The 23715-nt window shown below is 54.3% G+C and carries 14 protein-coding genes, 2 tRNA genes and 3 pseudogenes; 11 read left to right on the top strand and 8 right to left on the bottom strand.

From position 1 onward, the window contains the following. Positions 1-83 precede the first annotated feature (83 nt). From ACL2XP_RS10985 to ACL2XP_RS11000, 4 genes and pseudogenes are all read right to left on the bottom strand, one after another. On the bottom strand, positions 84-992 hold the full coding sequence (locus ACL2XP_RS10985; RefSeq protein WP_413730251.1) for a transporter substrate-binding domain-containing protein: 909 nt from the start codon (positions 990-992) through the stop codon (positions 84-86). Positions 993-1295: 303 nt separating this feature from the next. Continuing rightward, a complete protein-coding gene (locus ACL2XP_RS10990; protein WP_413730253.1) occupies positions 1296-1949 on the bottom strand; it encodes a GntR family transcriptional regulator in 654 nt (217 codons plus the stop codon). Positions 1950-2745: 796 nt separating this feature from the next. Then, positions 2746-3951 (bottom strand): aminotransferase class I/II-fold pyridoxal phosphate-dependent enzyme, encoded by a 1206-nt coding sequence (locus ACL2XP_RS10995; RefSeq protein ID WP_413730254.1) that lies wholly within the window; start codon positions 3949-3951, stop codon positions 2746-2748. Between the two features lie 53 nt (positions 3952-4004). After that, positions 4005-5157 (bottom strand): annotated as a pseudogene (locus ACL2XP_RS11000) (LLM class flavin-dependent oxidoreductase); the annotation flags it as partial. On the opposite strand from ACL2XP_RS11000, the gene ACL2XP_RS11005 reads away from it, so the two are divergent. The 8 genes and pseudogenes from ACL2XP_RS11005 (at position 5107) to ACL2XP_RS11040 (ending at position 16548) form a co-directional block, all read left to right on the top strand. Next, positions 5107-5475 carry a carbohydrate porin gene (locus tag ACL2XP_RS11005; RefSeq protein WP_413730255.1) on the top strand — a complete coding sequence of 123 codons (369 nt, stop codon included), beginning with the start codon at positions 5107-5109 and terminating at the stop codon, positions 5473-5475. The pseudogene ACL2XP_RS11000 and the gene ACL2XP_RS11005 overlap by 51 nt on opposite strands. Positions 5476-5541: 66 nt before the next feature. Then, on the top strand, positions 5542-5703 hold the full coding sequence (locus ACL2XP_RS11010; protein WP_413730257.1) for a hypothetical protein: 162 nt from the start codon (positions 5542-5544) through the stop codon (positions 5701-5703). Between the two features lie 395 nt (positions 5704-6098). Continuing rightward, a complete protein-coding gene (locus ACL2XP_RS11015) occupies positions 6099-8420 on the top strand; it encodes a TonB-dependent siderophore receptor (RefSeq protein ID WP_413730259.1) in 2322 nt (773 codons plus the stop codon). A 64-nt stretch (positions 8421-8484) separates the two neighbouring features. Next, positions 8485-8610: pseudogene (locus ACL2XP_RS11020) on the top strand (IS630 family transposase); the annotation flags it as partial. Between the two features lie 376 nt (positions 8611-8986). Beyond that, a complete protein-coding gene (locus ACL2XP_RS11025; protein ID WP_413730261.1) occupies positions 8987-10102 on the top strand; it encodes a glycosyltransferase in 1116 nt (371 codons plus the stop codon). 164 nt (positions 10103-10266) lie between these two features. After that, a complete protein-coding gene (iroC, locus tag ACL2XP_RS11030; RefSeq protein ID WP_413730262.1) occupies positions 10267-13935 on the top strand; it encodes a salmochelin/enterobactin export ABC transporter IroC in 3669 nt (1222 codons plus the stop codon). Positions 13936-14234: 299 nt separating this feature from the next. After that, positions 14235-15491: an alpha/beta hydrolase-fold protein gene (locus ACL2XP_RS11035; RefSeq protein ID WP_413730264.1), complete on the top strand. Its 1257-nt coding sequence runs from the start codon at positions 14235-14237 to the stop codon at positions 15489-15491. Positions 15492-15582: 91 nt separating this feature from the next. After that, positions 15583-16548: an alpha/beta hydrolase gene (locus tag ACL2XP_RS11040; protein ID WP_413730265.1), complete on the top strand. Its 966-nt coding sequence runs from the start codon at positions 15583-15585 to the stop codon at positions 16546-16548. A gap of 234 nt (positions 16549-16782) precedes the next feature. Here the strand turns inward: ACL2XP_RS11040 and ACL2XP_RS11045 are convergent. From ACL2XP_RS11045 to mtfA, 3 genes and pseudogenes are all read right to left on the bottom strand, one after another. Continuing rightward, a pseudogene (locus ACL2XP_RS11045) lies at positions 16783-18040 on the bottom strand (tyrosine-type recombinase/integrase); the annotation flags it as partial. A gap of 229 nt (positions 18041-18269) precedes the next feature. After that, a tRNA-Asn gene (locus tag ACL2XP_RS11050) sits at positions 18270-18345 on the bottom strand. 92 nt (positions 18346-18437) lie between these two features. Further along, on the bottom strand, positions 18438-19214 hold the full coding sequence (gene mtfA, locus ACL2XP_RS11055) for a DgsA anti-repressor MtfA (RefSeq protein ID WP_413738557.1): 777 nt from the start codon (positions 19212-19214) through the stop codon (positions 18438-18440). Between the two features lie 93 nt (positions 19215-19307). Here mtfA and ACL2XP_RS11060 point away from each other — a divergent pair. Continuing rightward, a tRNA-Ser gene (locus tag ACL2XP_RS11060) sits at positions 19308-19397 on the top strand. A gap of 228 nt (positions 19398-19625) precedes the next feature. On the opposite strand, the gene ACL2XP_RS11065 is transcribed toward ACL2XP_RS11060, so the two are convergent. Next, positions 19626-21266 (bottom strand): acid phosphatase, encoded by a 1641-nt coding sequence (locus tag ACL2XP_RS11065; RefSeq protein ID WP_413738558.1) that lies wholly within the window; start codon positions 21264-21266, stop codon positions 19626-19628. Positions 21267-21912: 646 nt separating this feature from the next. On the opposite strand from ACL2XP_RS11065, the gene ACL2XP_RS11070 reads away from it, so the two are divergent. Together ACL2XP_RS11070 and ACL2XP_RS11075 are read left to right on the top strand one after the other, a co-directional pair. Then, entirely contained in the window at positions 21913-22821 is a 909-nt protein-coding gene (locus ACL2XP_RS11070) for a cation diffusion facilitator family transporter (protein WP_413738559.1), read from the top strand. Between the two features lie 456 nt (positions 22822-23277). Beyond that, positions 23278-23712 carry a DUF6515 family protein gene (locus ACL2XP_RS11075; protein WP_413738560.1) on the top strand — a complete coding sequence of 145 codons (435 nt, stop codon included), beginning with the start codon at positions 23278-23280 and terminating at the stop codon, positions 23710-23712. Positions 23713-23715 lie beyond the last annotated feature (3 nt).

Consider the following 23715-nt stretch of genomic DNA (forward strand, 5'->3'; position numbering starts at 1 on the left):
AGCCAAGACCTGCGGTCGAGGCTGCGCGCCATGCCGACCAACGCGCCCGGGATGATCATCCGCCAGGGTTACTTGCGCCGGCATTAGCGATAGACCTCGGGATTGGCGTCATCCGTTGGATGGGCAATCGCCTTTTGCAACTGGGCGGACATCGGGAATTGCATATTGATGCCCCGCGGCGGGATGGGTTGGGTAAACCACTTGTTATAGATGCCGTTAATGGCCCCGCTTTGGTACAGGCCGGCGATGGTGTCGTTGACCAACTGCTTAAACTGTTCGTCATTCCTGCGCAGCATAATGCCGTAAGGCTCGACGGATAGCGGCCGATCGGAGATCTGGAACGCGTCAGGCGACTTGGACGTGGCCCGCGCGCCGGCCAGTGAGACATCATCAAAAATCAGCGCGGCCGCCCGTCCGGTCTCCAGGGTCAGCATGCCCTCCGCCAGGTCCTTGGCCGTCAGGATGGTCATGCCCAGATGCTGGGAATTATTGGCGTCATTGACGATTTTGACGCTGGTGGTACCGGACAGGGTGACGATGGTTTTACCCTTAAGCTCCGCCATTGAGGCAACCGGTGCGCTCTTTTTGGACATGATGCGCACGGCTGCGACAAAATAGGTGGTCGAAAAAGCCACCTGTTTTTGTCGTTCCGCGTTATTGGTGGTGGTGCCGCATTCCATATCGATGGTGCCGTTAGCCAGTAGCGGAATACGCGTAGTGCCGGTGACCGGCAGGGTATTCACCGCCAGTTCTGGTTTATGGACGCGGGCTTTGACTGCCGCCACTACCGCGTTGCAGATATCCATCGCATAACCGATCGGCCGCTGATTATCGTCGTAGTAGGAAAATGGGACCGCGCCATCACGGTGGCCCACGGTGATCTGGCCGCTGTCGGCGATTTTTTTAAGCGTTCCATCAAGTTCCGCGGCGCTGGCGGCGGTGCCCGCCAGGGCCAGAAGGCAAAAAAAGTTAACCAAAAAATGTCTGTTCATTGTAGCTCCGTGGAAAGGTGATTAACTGTTGCCTGAACGCATCAACGCCGACGGCCGGCGAGCTCGGGATCGCCGCCGCCCTGGGAAAGCAAACCCTGGGTGCGCGACCGGGAACCGTGCAAGAATTGATCGGCTGGAGCGAGGGGTCAATAAAAATAAATAATGAATAATGAATTCATTTCACAGGAGGTAAAAACCAGATTACTGATAAGAAAAACCTATGACGTCAGGGAGCTGGCGACGCCGCGGGACGCGCCTGATAGCGGACGCTATAACGGTCCCGGCGCCATGGCCGACAGGATATTATAGCTTGGCATCCATGGCATTTTTGACGGCGTTGGCGGTGCTCATGATATGCTTGCGCATGGTCTTTGCCAGTTTCGCGGCGTTTTTTACGCGCAGGCAGGCCATGATTTCCTCATGCTCGTTCACCGCCCGCTGCCAGTCTTTCGGCAACTGGCGCACGGTATGGCGGATATTCCTGATGCGCAGCTCAAGGGTTTTATAGAGTGCCAGCAGCGACTGGTTTCTGGCCGCGCTGAACAGGGCAAGGTGAATTTCCCGATTCAGGCGGGCATAGTCGAGTTTGTCTTGCCGCTGGTAAGCCAGCAGCATCTGCGCGTGGAGTTGTTCGATAGCGGCTAATTCGTCGCGGGTGATATGCTGGCAAGCCAACTCGCTGGCCAGGCCCTCAAGACTGGCGATTATCGGGAAGATTTCGTACAGCTCTTCATTAGTCAACGCCGCCACGCGGGCGCCGCGCTGCGGGAGCAAGATGATCATGCCTTCGGTAGCCAGAACCTTCAGCGCTTCGCGCAGGGGTGTTCTGGATATATCAAAACGTGCGCACAGATCTTTTTCGGGGATCCTGCTGCCCGGCTCCAGCTCTCCCCGGACGATCATGTCACGAATGAAATCGGCTATCTCACTGTGGAGCGTTCGGCGTGAGATTGGCATGCCTGCGATCATAATACACCCTATGCAAAGTAGACGACGGGACGGGCGGTTAAGGCCGCCCGCTATAAAGCTAACATCTATAACGATAACATAATGCACAGCGGTTTTTGCTATAAGCCGAGGATAACCCGGGCTGGACTGCCGGCGGATGACGTGGCGCGGCAAAAAAGCCTGAGCTTGGGATGGCCCCCCAGGATAACTGCTCGTTTAATGTCTCCCGGCACATCTTGTCGAGCGCCGGCGCTAGGTACGACCAACCGCGTTTATCCGCCAGGGCGGCCAAGCTGTCGCGGTGCCAGCGGCGGAAAATCCCGTCGAGCTTGCGCCCGATATCCTGTTCGCCCTTTTGGATCCAGATGACGCAGGCTCGTGGCAAAAGGGAAGAATGCAAATATTCCCATTGTGGCCGTCGCCCGGGAGCTGGCCGGTTTTATCTGGGATATTGGCCGGCTGGCGATGTCGCTCACGCGGGAACCGCACGACACACGGATGGCATAAGAGAACAAGAAACCAGAGAACCAGCATTATCGAAGAGCGTTTCCTGAAGGCGGCGTAGCCCGGAACAAGAGCAACCCATGGCGACGCTTCACGACGGCAGCGCAACGCTAGTTCGCGTCGTAAGTAAGTGGCGGGATCAGATGACGGATCTCTGTAATGCGGTATCCAACCCGCGAATATCCGCGTGATCCACCATCTTATTTACCGCTACGTCGCCCTGGCCCCCGGTATCCCCATGGGGTCGACGGCAGCACCCGCCAGGGCGCGATCTAACTTGGATTGCCGGCAGGGCGAGCAGTCATTTCATTAACAAGGCGCAAGCGGCGGCGATACGCCGGCCCGCTTCGGCCACGGTGGCATCATCGGTGGCGATGGAAAGGCGGAAATAGGGCGACAAGCCATAAGCGCTGCCGCCGATGCCCGATACGCCGCGTTCCAGCAGGTAATCGAGCACATCCACCTCGTTTTCCAGCCGGCGGCCGTCCGGCCGCCGTTGCCCCAGCAGTCCCGCGCAGCGGCAGAATACAAAAAAACTGCCCTGGGGAGGGAGTAGCTCCAGCCCGTCCACAGCGCTAAGATGTTCCACCAGCGTATCACGGCGCCGCTGATAGCTGGCCACCTGGGGCGGCAGGAAATCCAGGCCGCCTTCAAACGCCGCCAGGGCCGCCGCCTGGCTCACCGAGCTGGCGCCCGAGGAGATCTGCAACTGGGTGACCACCATGGCCTGCGTCAACGTGGCCGGACCGGCGCCGTAGCCGATGCGCCAGCCGGTCATGGCATAGGTTTTCGACACGCCGCCCACCAGCAGCGCGCGGTCTCGCAAATCCGGCGCGACGTTCAGCAGCCCGATATGCTGGCGGCCGTCGAACAGGATATGTTCGTACAGTTCATCCAGCATCACCAGTACCTGGGGGTGGCGACGCAGCACCGCCGCCAGTTTTTCCAGCTCCTGGCGGGCATAGACCGCGCCGCTGGGATTGCCTGGGGTATTAAGGACCAGCCAGCGGGTACGCGGCCCGATGGCCTGTTCCAGCTGCGCCGGCAGCAGCTTATAGCCCTGCTCCAAAGGGCAGGGCAGGAAACGCGGCTCGCCTCCGTTAAAACGCACGCTGTCGGGGAAGGTGGGCCAGTACGGCGTCGGCACCAGCACGTCATCCCCGTCATCCAGGGTAGCGGCGAATGCGTTGAAAATGATCTGTTTGGCGCCGTTGGCGATAACCACTTCCGCCAGGGGATAGGCCAGCCGGTTTTCCCGCGACAGCTTGCGCACCACGGCTTCCCGCAGCGCGCGCACGCCGGGGGTGGCGGTGTATTTCGTTTCACCCTGGGCGATGGCCCGGTAGGCCGCCTGCTTGACGGCTTCGGGGGTGTCGAAATCCGGTTCGCCGGTGGTCAGGTCAAGAATATCCACCCCGGCGCTTTTTAATTCATTGGTGCGTTGCTTGGCGGCGGCGTTGGCGGAGAGCGTCACACGCTGGACACGTCGCGATAGTCGAATACTCATTGCGGTTCCTCTAAAAACGTTCTTCAGGCGCGGGAGGTCTGGGGCGGGCGTGCTCAGCTCGCCGCCGGTAGCCCCAGGTTCTCGCGCAGCGTGGCGAAAGGGTATGAGGTGCGGAATAACCCTCGGCGCTGGAGCTCTGGGGTCACCAGCTCGATAAACAGATCCAGCTGTTCCGGCATAATCGCGGGCATCACGTTAAAGCCGTCCGCCGCGCCTGCCTCCAGCCACTGCTGGAAGTCATCGGCGATATCGTCAGCGCTGCCTACCACCACCCGGTGTCCACGGGATCCGGCGGCCACCGCCGCCAGCTCGCGCAGGGTCAAGCCATCGCGCGCCGCCAGATCGGTCAACAGTTTGATGCGACTTTGATTTCCCTCGCCGTCCGGCACCGGCGGTACCGGCCCGTCCAGCGGGTAGGCGCGCAGATCCAGACCAAAGCGGGCGGAGAGCTGGTCAAGCCCGTTGTCGATATCCACCAGCGCGTTAAGCTGACGCCAGGTTTCCCGGGCCTCCTCACGGCTGCGGCCGACGATCGGCATCACCCCCGGCAAGATCAGCACTGCTTTGGGATCGCGTCCGGCGGCCGCCACCGCCTGTTTCTGGCTGCGATAAAACGCCCGTCCTTCCTCCAGGGAGGCGCTGGCGGTGAACACTACCTCGGCAGTCTGCGCCGCCAGCGTCTGGCCATCGGCCGAGGACCCGGCTTCAATAATCACCGGCCGCCCCTGGGGGAGCGGGAAATGTTCAGCGGTCCCTGCACCGAAAAATGTTCGCCGTGATGGTTGATCGGCTGGATCTTGTCGTCGTCGAAATAGCGGCCGCTGGTCCGATCGGCCACCACCGCCCATCCCGCCAGCCGTTCCACAGCTTAAATGCTACCTCGAGGAATTCGCGCGCCCGGGCATAGCGCGCCGCGTGGTCGGGCATATCCTCCCGGCTGAAGTTGCGTGCCACATTGGTAGAATACGAGGTCACCACGTTCCAGGCGACCCGGCCCCGGCTGATATGATCCAGGGATGAAAACGCGCGGGCCAGCGTAAAGGGATCGCTGAAGGTGGGGGAGGCGGTGGCCGCCAGGCCGATATGACGGGTGGAGACCGCCAGGGTGGCCAACAGCGTGAGCGGCTCGAGCCGCGCCATAGTGGACGGCAGGCGGTGTACGCTGGTGGCCAGCGCGTCGCCGACAAAAAAAAGGTCAAATTTGGCGTCTTTACCAATTTTGACCATGTCCGCATAGTTATCCGTCCCGCTTATATCTGGAGCGACACTCACCAGACAGGCATTGGATTAGGCTGGTTTGATCAGAAAAATAAAACTGGTGGCGTGGAATATCACGAGAAAGGATATAAAACCACGCTGCTCCAGACTTTTAAATTGGGTACCAGTATGCGCACCTCACGTTCGGAAATTCGTTGTTACGGCGCCTACCTGAAAGTGCTGGGGAATGGCATTAGTCAGTTTGAGTTTGCCGACAGTAAGAGCGATCAATTTACCGTTGGTGCCCAAGCTGAAGTCTGGTGGTAACCATAGGATATCGGGATAAGGTGCGGTATTGATGGCCGCACCGCTAATGATGGTAAAGATCATTAAATGTCTTGGTACATAAACCGCAGTGGTTTTCTAAAAGCTTACGAGGAACGCTATGTTTTCATTGCCATTCTTGATGTGACCGGTAAGAGGGATGACGGTATCCATGAGGTCGGCGCAGCGACCAGCAGCGTAGCGGTTGCGGCAGATAAAACTGGATATTGATTCTTTTAGCGCGCGCGGAATAAGACTTAGTATTTAAGGCAACTAGCATCGTAAGCCCGGTAACTGTCAACTTCGTAGATAGTTACCGCTGGGCTTGATTCCTCGTTTAAATCCTGAATGTGAAATTTTAAATGCGAAACACAATCTAAATGCCATTGATAATTATTTCCATTTGCAATAATGTGTAAAAGTTCCATCAAGGGTCGTTTTATTTGTCAAGGGAGTGACTGAACGATGGGATAACGTAATGTTAACAGTGATTTAACATTACATTTTCGCTGCCGGGCAGTTACTGAAAAAACTGCTTATTTTATCAATTTTATAACATATCAGGCCGTTCATACTGCCGGATTTCGCTTGGGCAGTCTCAAGATCGGCTGCAGTTCAGGGAACTTATGAATACTACATTATCAGGTTACTCCCTAGCGACCCTAATCAGTCTGGGCCTGGGGACATTGGCATTTCCTTTGGCCGCGCCCGCGGCCGACAGTACTACCACCGCGCCGGCATCATCCCCCGCGACGGTGGGCGACGCCAAGGCAAGCGACGGTGCGTCAGCGCTTGCCGATAACGACAGCGCCGCGGCAACGGCGGGCGATACCATCGTAGTGACCGCGGCGAAGCAAAACCTGCAGGCGCCTGGTGTGTCGATAATTAACAGCGAGGCCATCAAAAAACACCCCATTCAGCGTGATGTTTCCGAAATTATCCGCACCATGCCGGGTGTGAATCTGACCGGCAACTCCAGCAGTGGCCAGCGCGGCAACAACCGCCAGATCGATATCCGCGGTATGGGGCCGGAAAATACCCTGATCCTGGTTGACGGCATGCCGGTGAGCAGCCGCAATTCCGTACGTTATGGCTGGCGTGGCGAACGTGATACCCGTGGTGACAGCAACTGGGTGCCCGCCGAGATGATTGAGCGTATCGAGGTCATTCGCGGCCCGGCTGCGGCCATGTACGGCAATGCCGCCATGGGAGGGGTGGTGAATATCATTACCAAACCGGCAGCCCGTGAGTGGCACGGCAGTTTCAATAGCTATTTCAGCGTACCAGAGCACAAATCTGAAGGTGCTACCAAACGCTATAACGCCAACCTGAGCGGGGAGCTGGCTGATAACCTGACCATGCGCCTCTATGGAAACTGGAGCAAAACCCAGGCAGATGCACAGGACATCAACAGCGGTCATGAGGCTGAACGTACCGGGAGATATGCCGGTATGGTGCCGGCTGGCCGTGAGGGTGTCATTAATAAAAATATTAATACCGCCCTGCGCTGGGAATTTATGCCGATGCAGGCGCTGGAGCTGGATGCCGGTTTCAGCCGTCAGGGTAATCTCTATGCGGGGGATACCCAAAACACCAACACCAGCACACTGGTGAAAAAGTATTACGGCAAAGAGACAAACATCATCTATCGTCAGGATCTGAGTCTGAAATACACCGGTGCCTGGGATAACGGGATAACTACCAGTAACTACATTCAGTTTGAAAAAACACGTAATTCCCGCCTGAAGGAAGGGCTGTCTGGTGGCGTTGAAGGTATGTTCAGCAGCGCGGATCAAGGGTTCTCCACCATCTATCTGAACGATACCAACCTGCATTCCGATATTAATATCCCTTTCGAGATGTGGGTTAACCAGACCGTCACCTTTGGTGCGGAGATGAATCATCAGACGATGAAAGATCCCACCTCGAATACGCTGACCACAACATCCGGCGGCGCGGTAAGCGGTGTGTCCAGCTCCGGCCGTAGTGCCTACAGCTCGGCGGATATTTACGGCCTTTATACCGAGGACAATATTGATCTAACCGACTCCACCCGTCTGACACCGGGGCTGAGGTTTAATCATCAGACCATCACCGGCAGCAACCTCAGCCCGGCATTAAATCTGTCTCAGGAACTGGGCGATGATTTCACTTTGAAGATGGGTATTGCCCGGGCCTGGAAAGCGCCGAACCTGTATCAGACCAACCCTAACTACCTGTTATACAGCAGCGGCAATGGATGCTATGCCAGCGCCGGCAGCTGCTATCTGCAGGGGAATAAGGATCTGGAGGCCGAAACCAGCGTCAATAAAGAGGTCGGGATTGAATATCATCACGATAATGTGCAGGCTGGTCTGACCTGGTATCGCAATGACTACCGCGACAAGATTGAGGCGGGCGAAGCAGCGGAATACTCCAACAGTACATCAGACATCTACAAGTGGGAGAATGTCCCTAAAGCGGTAGTCCAGGGCCTGGAAGGTACGCTTAACTTCCCGCTGAGTGAAACGGTGATGATGAAGAACAACTTCACTTATATCATCGAAAATAAAAACAAAACCACCGGTGATTACCTGACTATCATCCCGAAATACACGATTAATTCGACGCTGGACTGGCAGGCCAGGAACGACCTGTCCGTGCAGGGTACGATGACATGGTATGGCAAGCAAAAACCCAAGAAATATAACGCCAAAGGAGAAACCACCACCGGCAGCGAAACCTGGCAGGTGTCCCCTTACGCTCTGTTTGGTATGAGCGCGACGTATAACATTAACAAATCCGTGGATTTGACCGGAGGGATTGATAACCTCCTGGACAAACGACACTTCCGGGAGGGCAACTCGACTACCTCCGGGAATTCCGGTACCTATGCCTATGGCGCAGGCGCGCGGACGTACAACGAATCGGGTCGAACCTACTATATGCAACTAGGTTTGCATTTCTGATGCCAACCAATAACACATACTGACGTATGAGGGCTGCGGGTAGGGCAATCCCTCTCGCGGCCCGATGCAGAAAACTATCCATAAAATCCGGGACAAAAACCATGCCCGCAAATTCACTGTCATGCTGATATTGCACTCTGGCGACCGCGTCAGTGACGTTGGCAGAACACTTTGCTGCGTGCGCTCAACATAAAGCAGGGGTCGTGCTGTCGGGTCCGCGAAGCAGACACGCTCACGCCGTAGGCGTGCTACCGTCCTTACACGCTTTCCCAGCTTCACTGATGGGTCAGATAATACTTGCAAATACTAATGATATTGGTAATTATTATCATTAGTATTTGCAAATTATGATTTTATCTGACTGATGCCCTATTGGGGCATCTGACGGTGGAAAAGCAATAGTTACGTTGTTGGGTCGCCGATTAAGCGCCCCATAGGAATTCAAAGGGATCTCAGCTTCGATTAGCTGATTGGTGGCTTGACTGGAAAAACAGAGCCGCTTCAGCGGGCTGGGTGTTTGCGTTAACTTCCAGATTTCAGTTCGTCAAGCGGAGAGGGATTTTCTCATGCGTATTCTCTTTGTTGGTCCACCTTTGTATGGCCTGTTGTATCCAGTGTTCTCTCTTGCTCAGGCTTTTCGTGTGAATGGGCATGAAGTTGTGATCGCGAGCACGGGAAAATTTGCGCAAAAGGCGGCTGAGGCCGGCCTGGTGGCGTTCGATGCCGCGCCCGGATTCGATTCGGAGGCCGACTATCGGCGTCGGGAGGATATGAGGAAGAAGAGCAACATAGGCACCAGAATGGGGAACTTCTCTTTCTTTAGTGAAGAGATGGCCGACCGCTTGGTTGAATTCGCAGGGCAATGGCGGCCCGACCTGATCGTGTATCCGCCGCTGGGCGTCGTAGGGCCATTAATTGCGGCTAAGTATGGTATCCCCGTGGTCATGCAAACCGTCGGATTCGGCCACACCCCATGGCATATAAAAGGGGTGACGCGATCGTTGGCCGATGCCTACGCCCGCCATGGTGTCGATGCGCCGCCGCGCGATCTGGCATGGATCGATGTCACGCCGCCGAGTATGAGTATTCTGCAGAATGAAGGTGAACCCATCATTTCAATGCAGTATGTACCCTACAACGGAGGGGCAGTCTGGGAGGAATGGTGGGAGAGGGCGCCAGACCGGAAACGTTTGTTGGTCAGTCTTGGCACCGTCAAGCCCATGGTCGATGGGCTGGATCTGATTTCGTGGGTTATGGACTCGGCCGACGAAGTGGATGCCGACATCATCTTACAGCTATCAGCTAATGCGCGTTCTGATTTGCGCAAGCTGCCGCCAAACGTACGGCTTGTCGACTGGATTCCGCTGGGCGTGTTTCTCAACGGCGCCGATGGATTTATTCATCATGGGGGGGCGGGTAACACCCTTACGGCTTTACACGCAGGGATACCGCAGATCGTGTTTGGCCAAGGGGCGGATCGTCCTGTCAATGCCAAGGCTGTCGTGGAGCGGGGATGCGGGATCATCCCCGGCGAGGATGGATTGACCAGCGATTTGATCAATACATTCCTGAGTAATACCTCACTGCGTGCAGCTTCAGCACAGGTCGCTGCCGAAATGGCTACGCAAGCTAGCCCATGCGAAGTTGCTGACAGCCTTGTTGCAAAACTGAAGCATGGCTGACTAGAGCCGTCCTACGATTATGTTACGCCATTGTGATGGTGCTGCCTTTACCCGCAAAGGATTCCCACGGGGCGTGCGCTGACGCAATTTTTAACTGGATCTGTCTGGGTGCGGTTTGCCCATTGCACCCATGGATCTCTTCTATCGCAGATGAAGGAGGCTTGATGCTCACCGCCCATTCTCCAATGCCGGCTGGCTCCTGGATAGTTCGCCTTGCCAGCGTGTGCTGGGAACGTAAGACGTTAAGCATCATTGTGGTACTTGCCTCGGTGACGACTATTATCCTGGCCGCGTTGACGCCTTTACTTACCCGCCAGGCGGTTAACGATGCACTGGCTGGCGATCCCACAGGGTTGCCATGGCTCGCCGCTGGACTGCTGTTCATTGCGCTGTTCGATTTCGTCGGCAACTATGTGCGCCGCGGCTATGCCGGGGAACTTTCGTTGTGGGTTCAGCACACTTTGCGGGGAAGGGCTTTCGACAGTATCCAAAAACTTGATGGGGCCGGTCAAGACGCCCTGCGTACGGGGCAGGTTATTTCGCGCACCAATAGCGATCTTCAGCAGATGCATACTCTGTTGCAGATGTGTCCTGTGCCTCTGGCCGTCCTTACCTATTACGTTGCGGGTCTCGCGGTGATGTTGTGGATGTCGCCGACCATGACGCTTATCGTCGTCGCCGTGCTGGCCGGTTTAGCCGTGACGGCGCTGCGCGCGCGCCGTCGTGTTTTTGCGCAGACGGGCCTGGCTTCGGACAGGCTCGCTCATCTGACAGAGCACATGCGCGAGGTTCTCACGCAGATCTCCATCGTCAAGTCTTGTGTGGGGGAGTTGCGTGAGATGCAATGGCTGGACCGCCAGTCGCGGCATATGGTACGCGTGCGTATTGGTTCGGCGATCGCCCAGGCCATGCCGGGCGCCACCATGCTGGCACTCCCGGTGCTTGGTCAAATCGTGTTGCTGTGTTTCGGCGGCTGGTCCGTGATGGCCGGACGGATCGACCTGGGAACGTTCGTGGCTTTTGCCAGTTTCCTCGCCATGCTGACCGGCCCTACCCGGGTGTTTGCCTCGTTCCTGGTGATTGCTCAGCGTACCCAGGCTTCGGTCGAGCGCGTTTTCTCCCTCATCGACACCCGGCCGCAAATGCAAGATGGGTCTCAGTCCGTTGCCGGAAAAGTTGTTGGATTGGCATTGGAGGGTGTCGGATTCAACTACGGCGGCGGCGCTGGCGTACTGCGCGACGTGTCGTTTTCTATCAGTGCGGGAGAGACTATCGCGGTAGTGGGGGCGTCTGGCTCGGGTAAATCGACCTTGTTGATGCTGCTCGCACGGTTCTACGATACGACCGCCGGGCACCTGTGGCTCAACACTGAGCGGGGTAGGCAGAATATTGCCGATCTCAGACTGGAAGAGCTGCGTCGCGCGGTTGGCGTGGTGTTCGAAGATACCTTTCTTTTTGCCGGCACCGTCGCCGAGAATATCGCCTATGGCCATCCGGATGCCACGGAAGAGGACATTAGCCATGCAGCTGACGCGGCCGGAGCCACTGCCTTCATTTTAGCGCTACCGAAGGGGTTCAAGACCCGGCTTACCGAGCGCGCGACAAACCTCTCCGGTGGGCAAAGACAGCGTATTGCGCTCGCACGTGCGTTGCTTACAGCGCCAAGTGTACTGATCCTGGACGACACCACTTCAGCAGTTGATGCCGGTACCGAGGCAGAGATCAACGCCGCGCTTGGCCGATATTCCGACCATGGGCACATGCTTCTGGTTATAGCACGTCGGCGTTCGACGTTGCAGTTGGCCAGCAGGATTGTGGTACTAGAGCAAGGGCGCGTTGCCGATATCGGCACGCAGGCTGAGCTTGAGGCGCGCTGTCCGGCATTCGTTTCCCTCATGTCAAGCGCAGGCGATTTCCTGGAGAAACCCCCCGTTTCGACCGCGATACTCTGGCCCGAGCCAATCTCCTCTCTGGGGGCCCCTGGTGGTGAGGGCGATGAAGACACCACGGCCATGGCTGGCGAAGGTTTCCGTGAACGCATGAGTCGCGTGCCCGAACGGGCGGTGCGGTTGGCACAGGCAGGTGAGGGGCGGCGGGTGGCGTCGCTGTTAGTCCCCGTGGCGTGGATGTTTGTGGCCGCGGCCATGCTGATCGCGGTTGACTCGGCAGCGAGCGTCGGCGTGCTCGTGCTCTTGCAGCGTGGTATCGACACGGGCGTAGCTGCGGGCAACCTGGCCATGATCGGAATGTGTGCGGCGCTCGCCCTGTGCCTGGTTGCCATCAGTTGGTGTTGCTATTCATTGCAGACAGTGGTCTCGGCGCGCGCGGCGGAAACCGTGCAGCACACGGTTCGGTTAAGAAGCTTCGGGCATTTGTTGCGGCTAGGCCTACCTTACCATGAGCAGAACGTCGATACCCGGCTCACCCGAATGACGGTAGACGTGGATGCACTAGCACGGTTTCTGCAAAACGGTCTCGCCGGCGCCGCGACCAGCCTGGTCACCATGGTAGCCATTGCGATAGCCATGTTCTGGCTCGACCCGGTCCTGGCCCTGGTTGCGCTAGGCGGTGTCCCGGTGGTCATACTGGCCACATGGATTTACCGCCGTTTGAGTTCACCCGCCTATGCCCAGGCGCGCATAGAGATCGGCAAAGTCAATAGCACCCTGCAAGAGAAAGTGTCAGGGCTTCGCGTGGTGCAATCGCATGGGCAGCAGGATCTGGAGGCTACCAAGCTGCGTGCGCTGTCGGACCGCTTCCGCGCCACCCGCGTGCGTGCTCAGAAATATCTTGCCGTCTACTTTCCATTCCTTACCTTCTGTACCGAGGCATCTTACGCCGCCGTGCTGTTGGTGGGTGCATCCCGCGTCGCCGAAGGTGAATTGACCGCAGGCGTGCTGGCGGGATTCTTCTTGTTACTGGGGCAGTTCTACGGGCCGGTGCAACAATTGTCCGGCATTGTCGATGCCTACCAGCAAGCTTCCGCCAGCGGGAAGCATATTGACGCACTGCTGGCCACCGAGGGAGCGGAGGAAATGGAACCTTCGGATCCGTCTGCGGTAGTTGCCATGAAGGGAGAGCTTCGGCTTGAAGACGTAACATTTTGTTATCCCGGCGGCAGCGAGCCTGCGCTGGATAGGCTAAGCCTGTCCATACCGGAGGGTTCGGTAGTGGCGGTGGTGGGTCGCAGCGGTGCCGGAAAATCTACCCTGGTCAAGCTGATCGCCGGGCTCTATTCCCCCTCGAGCGGCAAGATTCGCATCGGGGGACGTGCCGTCGAGGAGATGTCACTTGCCGACTATCGTTCCCAAGTGGGCTTAGTAGAGCAGGATGTGGCGTTGTTCAGCGGCGATATCGCTGAGAACATCCGCTATTCGCGTCCATGGAGCATGGATGCGGAGGTGGAAAGCGCGGCGTTGCAGGTTGGGCTGCTCGATACGATGCGTGCCTTGCCGCGAGGGTTTCGGACGCCGGTGAACAACGGCGGGATGGATTTATCGGCTGGGCAGCGCCAGCTCATTGCGTTGGCCCGTGCGCAGCTTGCCGATGCGCATGTCCTGCTGCTCGACGAGGCCACTTCCCGCCTGGATCGTTCTTCAGAGGAGACGTTGATGACGTCTCTGTCCGATGGCGCTCGTGCTTATAGCCGAACGGTACTGGTGGTTGCCCATCGACTCACCACCGCCTGTCGATGCGATGCGATCGCCGTGCTGGAGGGCGGCAGTATCGCCGAGTACGGTACGCATGCGGAGCTGCTTGCGTTGGATGGCCTCTACGCGCGACTGTGGCATGATAGCGCCGGTGCCGCCGTTTCCTCCGCTGTGGCGCTATAGGATGACGCAGAGCATAAATCGGCGGGGGAACTGCTGGGCTAACAATCCGATGCAACGGTTTTTCAGGAGTCTTATGACGGAATGGTGCCGACGACCGGCTGCCAAAGCTCACCGGGGTCAAGTCTGCCATAATTCGCTATATCACAGGATTTGTGCAGTGCCATCAGATCCCACGGGTATAATGGCGGCCTAACATCAAATGAATCAGCGCGTCTGTTCCATGAACAGTCTAATGTAATGGCCAATTTTTATTGGTCGCTACACTACCCACCACCTTTATATTTCATGGAATGCCAAAAATGAGGAATATACCGCCCTTATCGCCCGATGATGTCGGTGCCGCAGCACGCATACGCACACCGCTGGCAACACGCACACCGCCGGACATCACGTCGTTCTGGCGAGACGTTGAATCTGTCGATATTCCTCTAGTCACTGAGGTTAACGATAAAAGTGATGACCGCGATGTCACCTTTCTATGGCGCTCGGGAACGCCGCTGCAGGGTGTTTATGTCCGCTTGAACCGTGTGACCGACAAAAGCAATGTCGTCAAAGGGCTAATGACCCACGTAGCGTCTAGCGACATCTGGATGCTGACTCTACGGTTGCCGGCCACGTACCGCGGATCATACACGATCATCGAAATTCCAAAGGGAACCTCACCCGAACTGATCTCGCAGCTTGGTGGCCGCCGACCGCCATTTGTCGGTCGACCCGACCCGTTTAACAAGGCGCCTGGCATCAACGTACGAGGGGACGCACAGGAGTCTATCCTGGCCCTGGATCTGGCTCCAGAGCAAAGAGAGTGGGCTGAAAGAGAGTGGGCTGGAGTACCCCGCGCCCATCGCGGCGTGCTCGCCACGTTGTATCCATTTATCGCTGGCCACAAGCGCCGCGTGCGCCTCTATCTTCCCGACGTCCCCAGGTCAGAGCCTTTAGGATTACTGGTATTGCTCGACGCCGAGACCTGGTTCGACCACATAGGAATCCTTGGGGCCATCGACGTCGCCATCAATAATGGCCGTATCGGCCCCTTGGCCGTGCTAGGAATCGACAACCTTGATGAAACCGACCGCTGTGCGATCCTGGGTGGCTATAGCGGGCTCGTATTCGACATTGCCGAGCGCTTGGTGCCTCAGGTACGTGCGGAATATCCTGATAGAACATGGGCTGGCCGTTCAAAGACTGTACTGTCCGGGCAAAGTCTTGGCGGCGTTACCGCACTCATGGCAGCTTTGCATGCACCTGGCATATTCGGCTGCGTACTTTGCCACTCACCCTCCCTGTGGTGGACCCCGGATGGGAACCGGCGTCCCGTCATGTTCACCGAGAATGATACGTCCTGGGTGAGCGAACACGTGCTGGCCACGCCGCCGAAGGAGGTGCGGATCCGGCTATGCGTGGGCGCTTTGGAAGGCGCGATGGTGCCTCATGTCCAACAATTGCACCAACGGCTGCTCGCGGCAGGCGTAGATAGCGATCTTTCAATCTATACCGGCGGCCACGATTTTGCATGGTGGCGTGGAGCCCTTATCGACGGACTCACCGTACTGTAACAGTCGACTAAAACCGGACACCTTTTCAGGCATATTTCTTTAAAAGGTGTTCAGATGCAGTTATCAATAGGCAAATACGGAGAAGACATAAATGAATGGCCGAAAATATCGAAATAGTCATCAATGCATGACGATGTTTTCAGCCGTGTTTTTCATAATACTCCTGTATGCCGGGAACAGTTATGGCAAACCGGATATGAAACCACTGGGGTCGAATATTGCCGACCGGGGATCCTCTTTTTATCATTTCAGTGTAAGGAGATTCGACTCCGCGGACGGGAAAAGACATTACAAGATATGGACGGGCATCCCAGACAAATCTCCCCCGACATCAGGTTTTCCCATCCTTTATCTGCTTGATGGAAACGCCGTCATGGACAGGTTGTCGGACACCCTTCTGAGGAAGCTTTCAGAAAAAACACCGCCTGTAATTGTAGCCATTGGATATCAGACAGAATTCCCCTTCGAACCGAACGCGCGGGCGTATGATTATACGCCACCGGGCAAACAGAATAGTAAGGAACACGGTGATTCTGAACGTTATGGCCGGAAAGGCGGCGGCAGCGCGATGTTTCGTCAACTGCTTGAAGACAGAATTTCTCTTGCAGTAGAAAAAAATATTAAAATAAACCCCGATAAACGAGGGATTTGGGGGCATTCCTATGGAGGATTATTTGTTATGGAATCTTATTTATCATCATCCTTTTTTAAATTTTATTACGCCGCCAGTCCGTCTCTGGAAAGAGATGATTTCGCACTGCTGAGAAGGCTGGAGTCTATAAATAAACGAAATTTCCATGACAAGCAGCTATATCTTATGGAAGGTGCTGACGCTCCTGGAAAAATTGTACAAGGTGAGGTCGGGGATGCCCTGGGCAAAGTCCGCAGAACGCTGGCCAGCCTTCGTGCGAATGGGCTGCCAGCGGCATACTGGCCGTATCCCGGACTCACTCATGGCGAAATGTTTAACGTCTCTTTTCAAAGCGCTTTGTTACATATAGGGGCTCTAAGGGAGGACCGTCCTAAATTCTGTCACGTACATCACTTTTCTGATTAAAGGCGCGTAATGTTCGGTTAGGGGTAAGCGATTATCTGAATCGCTTACTTTTCGAATCCCGGTGGGGCGGGACTATAACCGAATTCATGACTTGCCCAAGCGCCGAAAGATGGTGCATGCGTGGGTCAACCCAGTTAAATTCCCTATTGACACTTATCACCTGAGAGGGTTCACAAGTTATGTCCGAATCCATGCCGGACATTGTTTGGATCCCCGCGATTTGAATAACCAACCGGCTATTGGCGGCTTCCATATGCCCTTGTTCTAACATATCAAGACGGTCCGCCCAGTCCTGCATCATGATCCGCCGCTGTTCAACGTAGGCCGCATGGTTGTAGGCTGCGCTCACTTTGTTCGGGTCGGTATGAGATAACTGTGCTTCTATCCATGCCTTTGGATAACCAATTTCATGCAGTGCCGTTGAAATTGTGCCGCGGACACCGTGGCCAGTCAGACGATCTTTATATCCCATTCGTTTGAGGGCTTGGTTGAGTGTGTTTTCACTCATGCGCTTTTTCAGGTCAGAATTGTGGGGAAATAGGAATCGCTGTGCAGGTCTACTATTTCCGAGCAAGTGGTAGATGATTTCAATAGCCTGTACAGATAAAGGGACAGTGTAGGGCGGGATATCTTGCGAGTGTCTTCCATTCTTGCGCAAAAGCTTTTTTAGCTGTTTTACGTTATCCGGTGGAATAAACCATAACCCGCGCTCCAGATCAAACTGCTCTGGTGTCGCCAGGCGTAGCTCGCCGGTGCGAACACCGGTCAGCAGCAACAGGCGAAGCCCCATCTGGGTGTTCGGTTGGCCAGGATAACGACGTAGGTTTTGTAAAAAAGCCGGGATTTCATGCATCCATAAAAAGGGATTATGGACAGAAGGGGGTTTAGGCAGTGCGACCACCTTCAGGTCGGTAGCAGGGTTATTCTCCAATCCTTCCACTTTTACTAAAGCAAAGCGGAATATCTGATTCAACCAGCCGCGGACTTTTTCGGCAACGGTGAATGCGCCGCGGTGTTCAATTCTGCTCATGATTTGTAACAGGTCGGTCCGGCGGACATCATAAATAGATGTTTTGCCAATTCTCGGCAGGACATCATTCTTGAAAACGCGCTGGCACTGGGAAAGAGGCGACTTTCTGCCTTCTTTCGACGTGAGTGCCCGGTATTCAGTCCATTCCTTGAATACGGTTTCAAAGCTGTTCTCAGAGGCGAGAAAGGTGGCATAGCGCTGCTGCTCACGGGCAGTCCGTGGATTAATGCCTTTTGCCAACAGAGCAGAAGCATGATCTCTTAACTGTCTTGCTTCACGGAGTGTGACGCTTGGATAGCAACCGAGAGAAATGCGCTTTTGTTTTCCGCCCCAGTAATAGCGGAAGTGCCAGGTTTTTCCACCTTTGGGTGAAACAGCAAGCGAAAGGCCGGCATCATCGGAGAGGGTATAGGCTTTGCCGGTAATTTTGGCCCGGCGGACTGCGGTATCGGAAAGTGCCATGATCGTAGCTCCTGATTGTTGGTCAGAGCTGGATTCTGGTTTCCAATCGAACAATCATAAAGCAACAATCCGGAACCAAACTCACCCGCATTTCCGATGGACTTAAACATGGACTTAAAAGTATCGGATACAGGTGGATTTCAGTGGACGTCGCTGGAGCATAGAAGGATGGTTTTCATCCTTCTATCAATGACCTATGGACATCGGTAGACATCCACAGAACAGAATTTGGCTCCTCTGACTGGACTCGAACCAGTGACATACGGATTAACAGTCCGCCGTTCTACCGACTGAACTACAGAGGAATCGCGAGAACGGGGCGAATCATATCCGGCCCCTCGGAGTGTGTCAATGCAAAAAAATTTCCCCCGGCGCGATTGACTAAACCTTATGCAAATCAAATACCGGCGAGGCGCTGGGTCACCAGTCGCGCCAGCGGGTCCTGGCGATAAAACTGCACAAAGCATTTATAGAGGTTCGGAAACCGTTCGGTCAGCAATTCCGTCGAGCTGAAGAAATACTCCGACAAGACCGCAAAACATTCCGCCGGATCGCTGGCGGCATAGGCATCCATGCTGGCTGCCTCTTCGCCGACCAAATCGACTTCATCTTGCAAATCCTCCATCGCTTCACGCAGCAGAGTCTCCCACTGCGCCACCTCGCGCATGGCGATCAGCGGCACGCCGTTCACTACGCCGGCATTACGCGCATCCAGCTTGTGCGCGGTTTCGTGAATCACCAGGTTGAACCCCGATAGATCGAACGAATCCTGGATCTCTTGCCAGTTAAGGACAATCGGCCCTTGATCCCAGCTTTGCCCCGAATGCACCATTTCCCCGCGATGCACCAGGCCGATCTCGTCTTGCCATTCGTCGTTCACCACAAAGGGGGAGGGATAAATCAAAACTTCGTGAAAACCGTCCAGCCACTCGATACCCAGGCCCAGTACCGGCAGGGCAAACATCAGGGCGACACGCGCCTGCATCAGGTCATCCAGAACCAAACCCTGTAACGCCACCAATTTCTTTTGCTGTAAAAATTTACCCGCCAGCAAAACCAGCGCATGCTGTTCTTCGCTGGATAGGGGGGAAAACAGCGGGATCGCTAAAGCCTCTTGCCATAACGCAAGGGTCTCAGCGGAAGGAGCAGAACTTTTCCATGGCCATTTCATCATCGTGTTGCTCGATAAGTCGTCACTTGAATCGTTAGGCGTGGTTAAACACTATTAAAATGCCGCAAAACAGGGCATGATAGCAACCGCTAAAGAGGAGAGATGCCGGAGCGGCTGAACGGGACGGTCTCGAAAACCGTTGAAGGAGCGATCCTTCCCAGGGTTCAAATCCCTGTCTCTCCGCCATTATTCAATCACTTATGCAACTTCCCGTCTGTGATTTTTATCCCACTTGCATTGACTTGGCATATTCGCTGGGGATAGTTTACCCCTTTACCACCCTGTTTGCGTGGCGCCATGTCTAAAGTTGCGCGATTTTATCTGTAGCCTTTGCTGGAGTTGGCCACGAATGTGCTTTGACACCAACGCAGCGAACCCATAACGACAACGTTAAAAATTAACTAACTAGCTATATTAATACACTTGGAATTTGATTTCATTTTTCATTTTGGTATTGCCAGTGCTTGGTGCGGTAAAGGGTATGATTTCTTTTAATTTCTTCAATACACCTTTATTATAGGACCAAAGACCCACGCCATTCATGCCATAATTTTCACGATTATTTGTCTTGTAACCTATTTCAGGGATTATTAAATTACCTTGGAAAGCAGTGATCCAGTAAGGCGATCCTAAAAACTCAAAATCATTGTATTGATTTTTTACCGTTTGCAAATCTTCAATTTTGTCAATGATGGCAACTTTTTTATAGTCCGATGAAATAAATATCTTTCCGTCATTCAAAAAGTAAATTTCTTGCATATTCGAAAAATCACTAGAAACAGGTATGCTTTTAACTACCGTCAGTTTTTCATCATTTTTGGTGACTAATATTTCTGGTGTGGCCATTGATGAAACAAAATATATTAAATTATCACGAAGTGTAAAGGATCGAATTTCGAAATCATTGGTTTTATTTTTTAATGAATAGGGCAGGATAGCATGCGATCTGATTTCCGGCTTATCTTTATTAATTGATATCCTCCAAAAATCCCCTGTCGTGGCAGAAATAAGCAGGAATTGATTGCGGGTTTTATCGAAACGCAACCGGTGCGTACGTCTTCCTAATCCATCCAATGAAGCAATTTCATTGAATTTTTTACCATTAAACGTGTAAAATACCATCCTTCCGTGCTCGGTATCTTCCACCGCCCAATATTTTTCACCGTCATAAGCCACATCGTGGGATGTGAACGTTGATTCCATCACATTCCATTTTGAAAGATCGCGGTCCAAGGTTTTGTTCCATATTATCCTGCTTTGCCAGCAATCCACGATGAACCATTTTCCATCAATGTTCGCCATGTAGGTGGGTGCATATAATGTTTTATCCCATGAAGCATCTGATAATTTACCGTGAATCTCTGTTTTGGCTTTATCCAAGTTCTGCATGAAAACAGGGTCGGAATGTAATGCCGAAACCGCAATAGAGCCCGCAATCCTGCCCGCATCGACATCACTTTGCCAATGAACGCCGCAAATGACTCTGAATTGACCTAGCTCATAGCCCCGTTTTAGAATTTCCGCTTTTCTCTCTGGATAAATTTCTGCCAGAATGAGTGATAGCGCCCAACCGGTTGTTGCATGCCCGGATGGATATGACCCGTTGTTCTTTAAGTCATTCTCCAATGCCGGCGTGCAAGAATGTTTACCAAAAAAATCAAATGGTCTTTTCCGGTGATAATAACTCTTGGTCTTTTCTGTTAATGTTATGGCTAATAAAGGAACAAGTGAATGAAGTAATTCATAGGTTTGAGGGGTGTTTTGTTCGCTTAGCGTAAGCCCGACAACAGGTGAAAATAACGCATCAATATTATACAAATCCACGGTTTTTTTCGCTTCGTTCCATTGAGGTCGTTTTGACGCTATCAAGGGATCAATATATAAAGATTTATCCAACCGTAGCTGGGCACTGTTTCGCGCGGGCGGCGGAGGAAGTATGTATAATATATTAGGTAGGTTGTCGTCAGCGAGATATTGGTTTGCATATGCCGAGCAGTTTAATACATTTAAAAATAACATAAAAAGAAAAAATTTTTTAACTATTTCGCCTAACACCTTAGTATTTCCTTTGTTTAATAGATCAAAAAACAATCAAAAATAATGCGCCGCACATATTTTATGTGCAAAAAAGCAACGTTCAATAAAACACGCTTTATTTATAAATAGATTACAGGGCTGTTAAATTAATATGACATTTTAGCAAGTATCCGTACTTGTACTGCATTTAATTAGCAGCATAAGCTTATCAAGCTTATATATCAAATGGTTAGCAATAATTGATTTGAACGGGAATATTCGCTTTGCTGGAAAAAAGGAATCCACAGCCTTTTAAGCAACCAAATGCCCGCCCGAGTGGAAAATATATCTTCCATACCCCGGGGGCACCGGCCAGACGCGAAAGGAGCAGGCGAACTGCGCGGGGAAAGGGTAGGCACGGCGCCAGGTTGATGATAGCCTGTAGCCCGGCGGCGGCGGGGAAAATCAGATGGATTAAAACCCGTTGATTTTGATAAAATATCGGCCTGCGTCATATTGCGCTGATGCTATATAACACGCCTTTTGCCGCAATTCGCCAGCGCGTTGCTCTGTGCCCGGATCGCGGCCCTGTCAGACGTTCATCGCAGAATGAAGCGTCTTTGCTCATATATTATTAATCGGTTAGCCATATGATGACTTGTAAGTTCCTTGGGAGAGGAGTTTGATGATCGTGAATCTCCCGCATAAGAAGCTGACGCGTTTTGCCTCGCTTTTCTCGCTTAGTATCGCCCTGGTGCTGGTGGGGATCAAAATCTGGGCCTGGCTGCTCACCGGGTCCATCGCTCTGCTAACCTCCGCCGCGGACGGCCTGGTTGACGTTATGGCCTCGGTGGTGACTTTGATCGGGGTGTTTTACGCGCAACGGCCCGCCGATAAGGGCCACCGATACGGTCACGGCAAGTCCGAAGCCGTGGCGGCATTTGTCCAGGCTCTGCTCCTGGGCGGCGCAGGCCTGGTGCTCGGCATTGAATCCGCCCATCGGCTGTTCCATCCCCAGCCCCTGATGCAGCATGGTCTTGGTATTTGGGTGATTATCGGCAGCACCCTGTGCGCCGGCGCCCTGGTCACCGTGCAGACATTTGTGGTCAAGCGGACGGGTTCCACGGCCATTGCCGCCGATCGCGCGCATTATATTACCGATATCGCGGTTAACCTGGCGGTGCTCTGCGCCTTAGTGTTCGACGGCCTGTTTGGCTGGACGCGCTCGGACGCCACCGGCGCCTTGGCGATATCCTGTTATATGATCTGGAATGCGCGGGGCATGGCGCGCTCGGCCCTGCGGCAATTGCTGGATCAGGAACTGGATATGGAAGACCGGCAGCGTATCCGCCATGCGGCAATGAGCTGCGAAGGCGTGCGCGGAGTGCATGATATCCGTACCCGCAACGGCGGGGACCGCGTGTTTGTCGAACTGCATGTGGAAGTGGACGGACAGCTCTCCGTGGACGTCGGCCATGATATCGGCGATGCCGCCGAAGCGGCGGTCAGGAAGCTGTTCCCCGCCGCCGAGGTCTTGGCGCATCTTGAACCGGCGGGCATTGCCGATGAGCGCCTTGACGACCTGGTTAAATAGCGATCCGTTGCCGTTAGCCGGGGGCCAATTATCGCCAGCGGCACATTTTTGCCGTTAAAAAAACACCCACCAAAAAAAATGTGGGTGCACAACATCACGTTAATCACGTTAATCCGCTCTGGAGCGAGCGGACTTAAGTAAAATAACATCCGTTCCGCCGGCTATCAAATGATTATGTCTAATTCCCCCATGAGTAATATTCATATATATTATACGGTTACATTAATTTTCAAACATTTACCAAAACCTTGCATAAGCGGGGCCTGTTTTAGCTCATGCTGGTTTGCCGCATGCGCGCCAGAGCATGCGGGCCTAATTGCAATAATGTATGAATGGACGGTAAGGAAATCGTTATAACCGACTAAAGATCGGTAAATCCCCTTGCGGCCAACGGGATTTAGGTCTGTTATGAGATCATCGGCGAATGTTTTTAAGCGTGAGTATTATAGGTATCTTATGAAAAAATTATTGAGCCTGGTTTTATCGCTTAGTCTCGTGGTGCCGGTAGCTGGTTTCGCCGCTCCCGGCTGGCATGATGGGGGGCATGGCGGCCGAGGATGGTACGGCGGCCCCGGTCCGGGTCGCGGCTGGGGCGGCGGCGGTCCGCATCGCGGCGCCAGATATGATTTTCTGCCCGGCGTGGCGGCGACCGTGCTGGTGGCCGGCTTGACCTATTACGTCCTGGACGGTATCTATTACCGCCGCCAGGAAAACCAGTATGTGGTGGTTGACGCGCCGCCGGCGCCGCAGATTTATGAATCAGGCGGCATCAGCGGCAATATGTCGGTAGTCGACCTGAACGGCGAGCGGTTTTACGTCAACCAGGGCCATTATTACCGCCGCAGCATCAATGGCCAATATTTGGAAGTGCCGCGCCCGGCCGGCCTGTAAGCC

The sequence above is a fragment of the Sodalis sp. RH21 genome, from assembly GCF_047324175.1.
Taxonomy (GTDB): Bacteria; Pseudomonadota; Gammaproteobacteria; order Enterobacterales; family Enterobacteriaceae; genus Acerihabitans.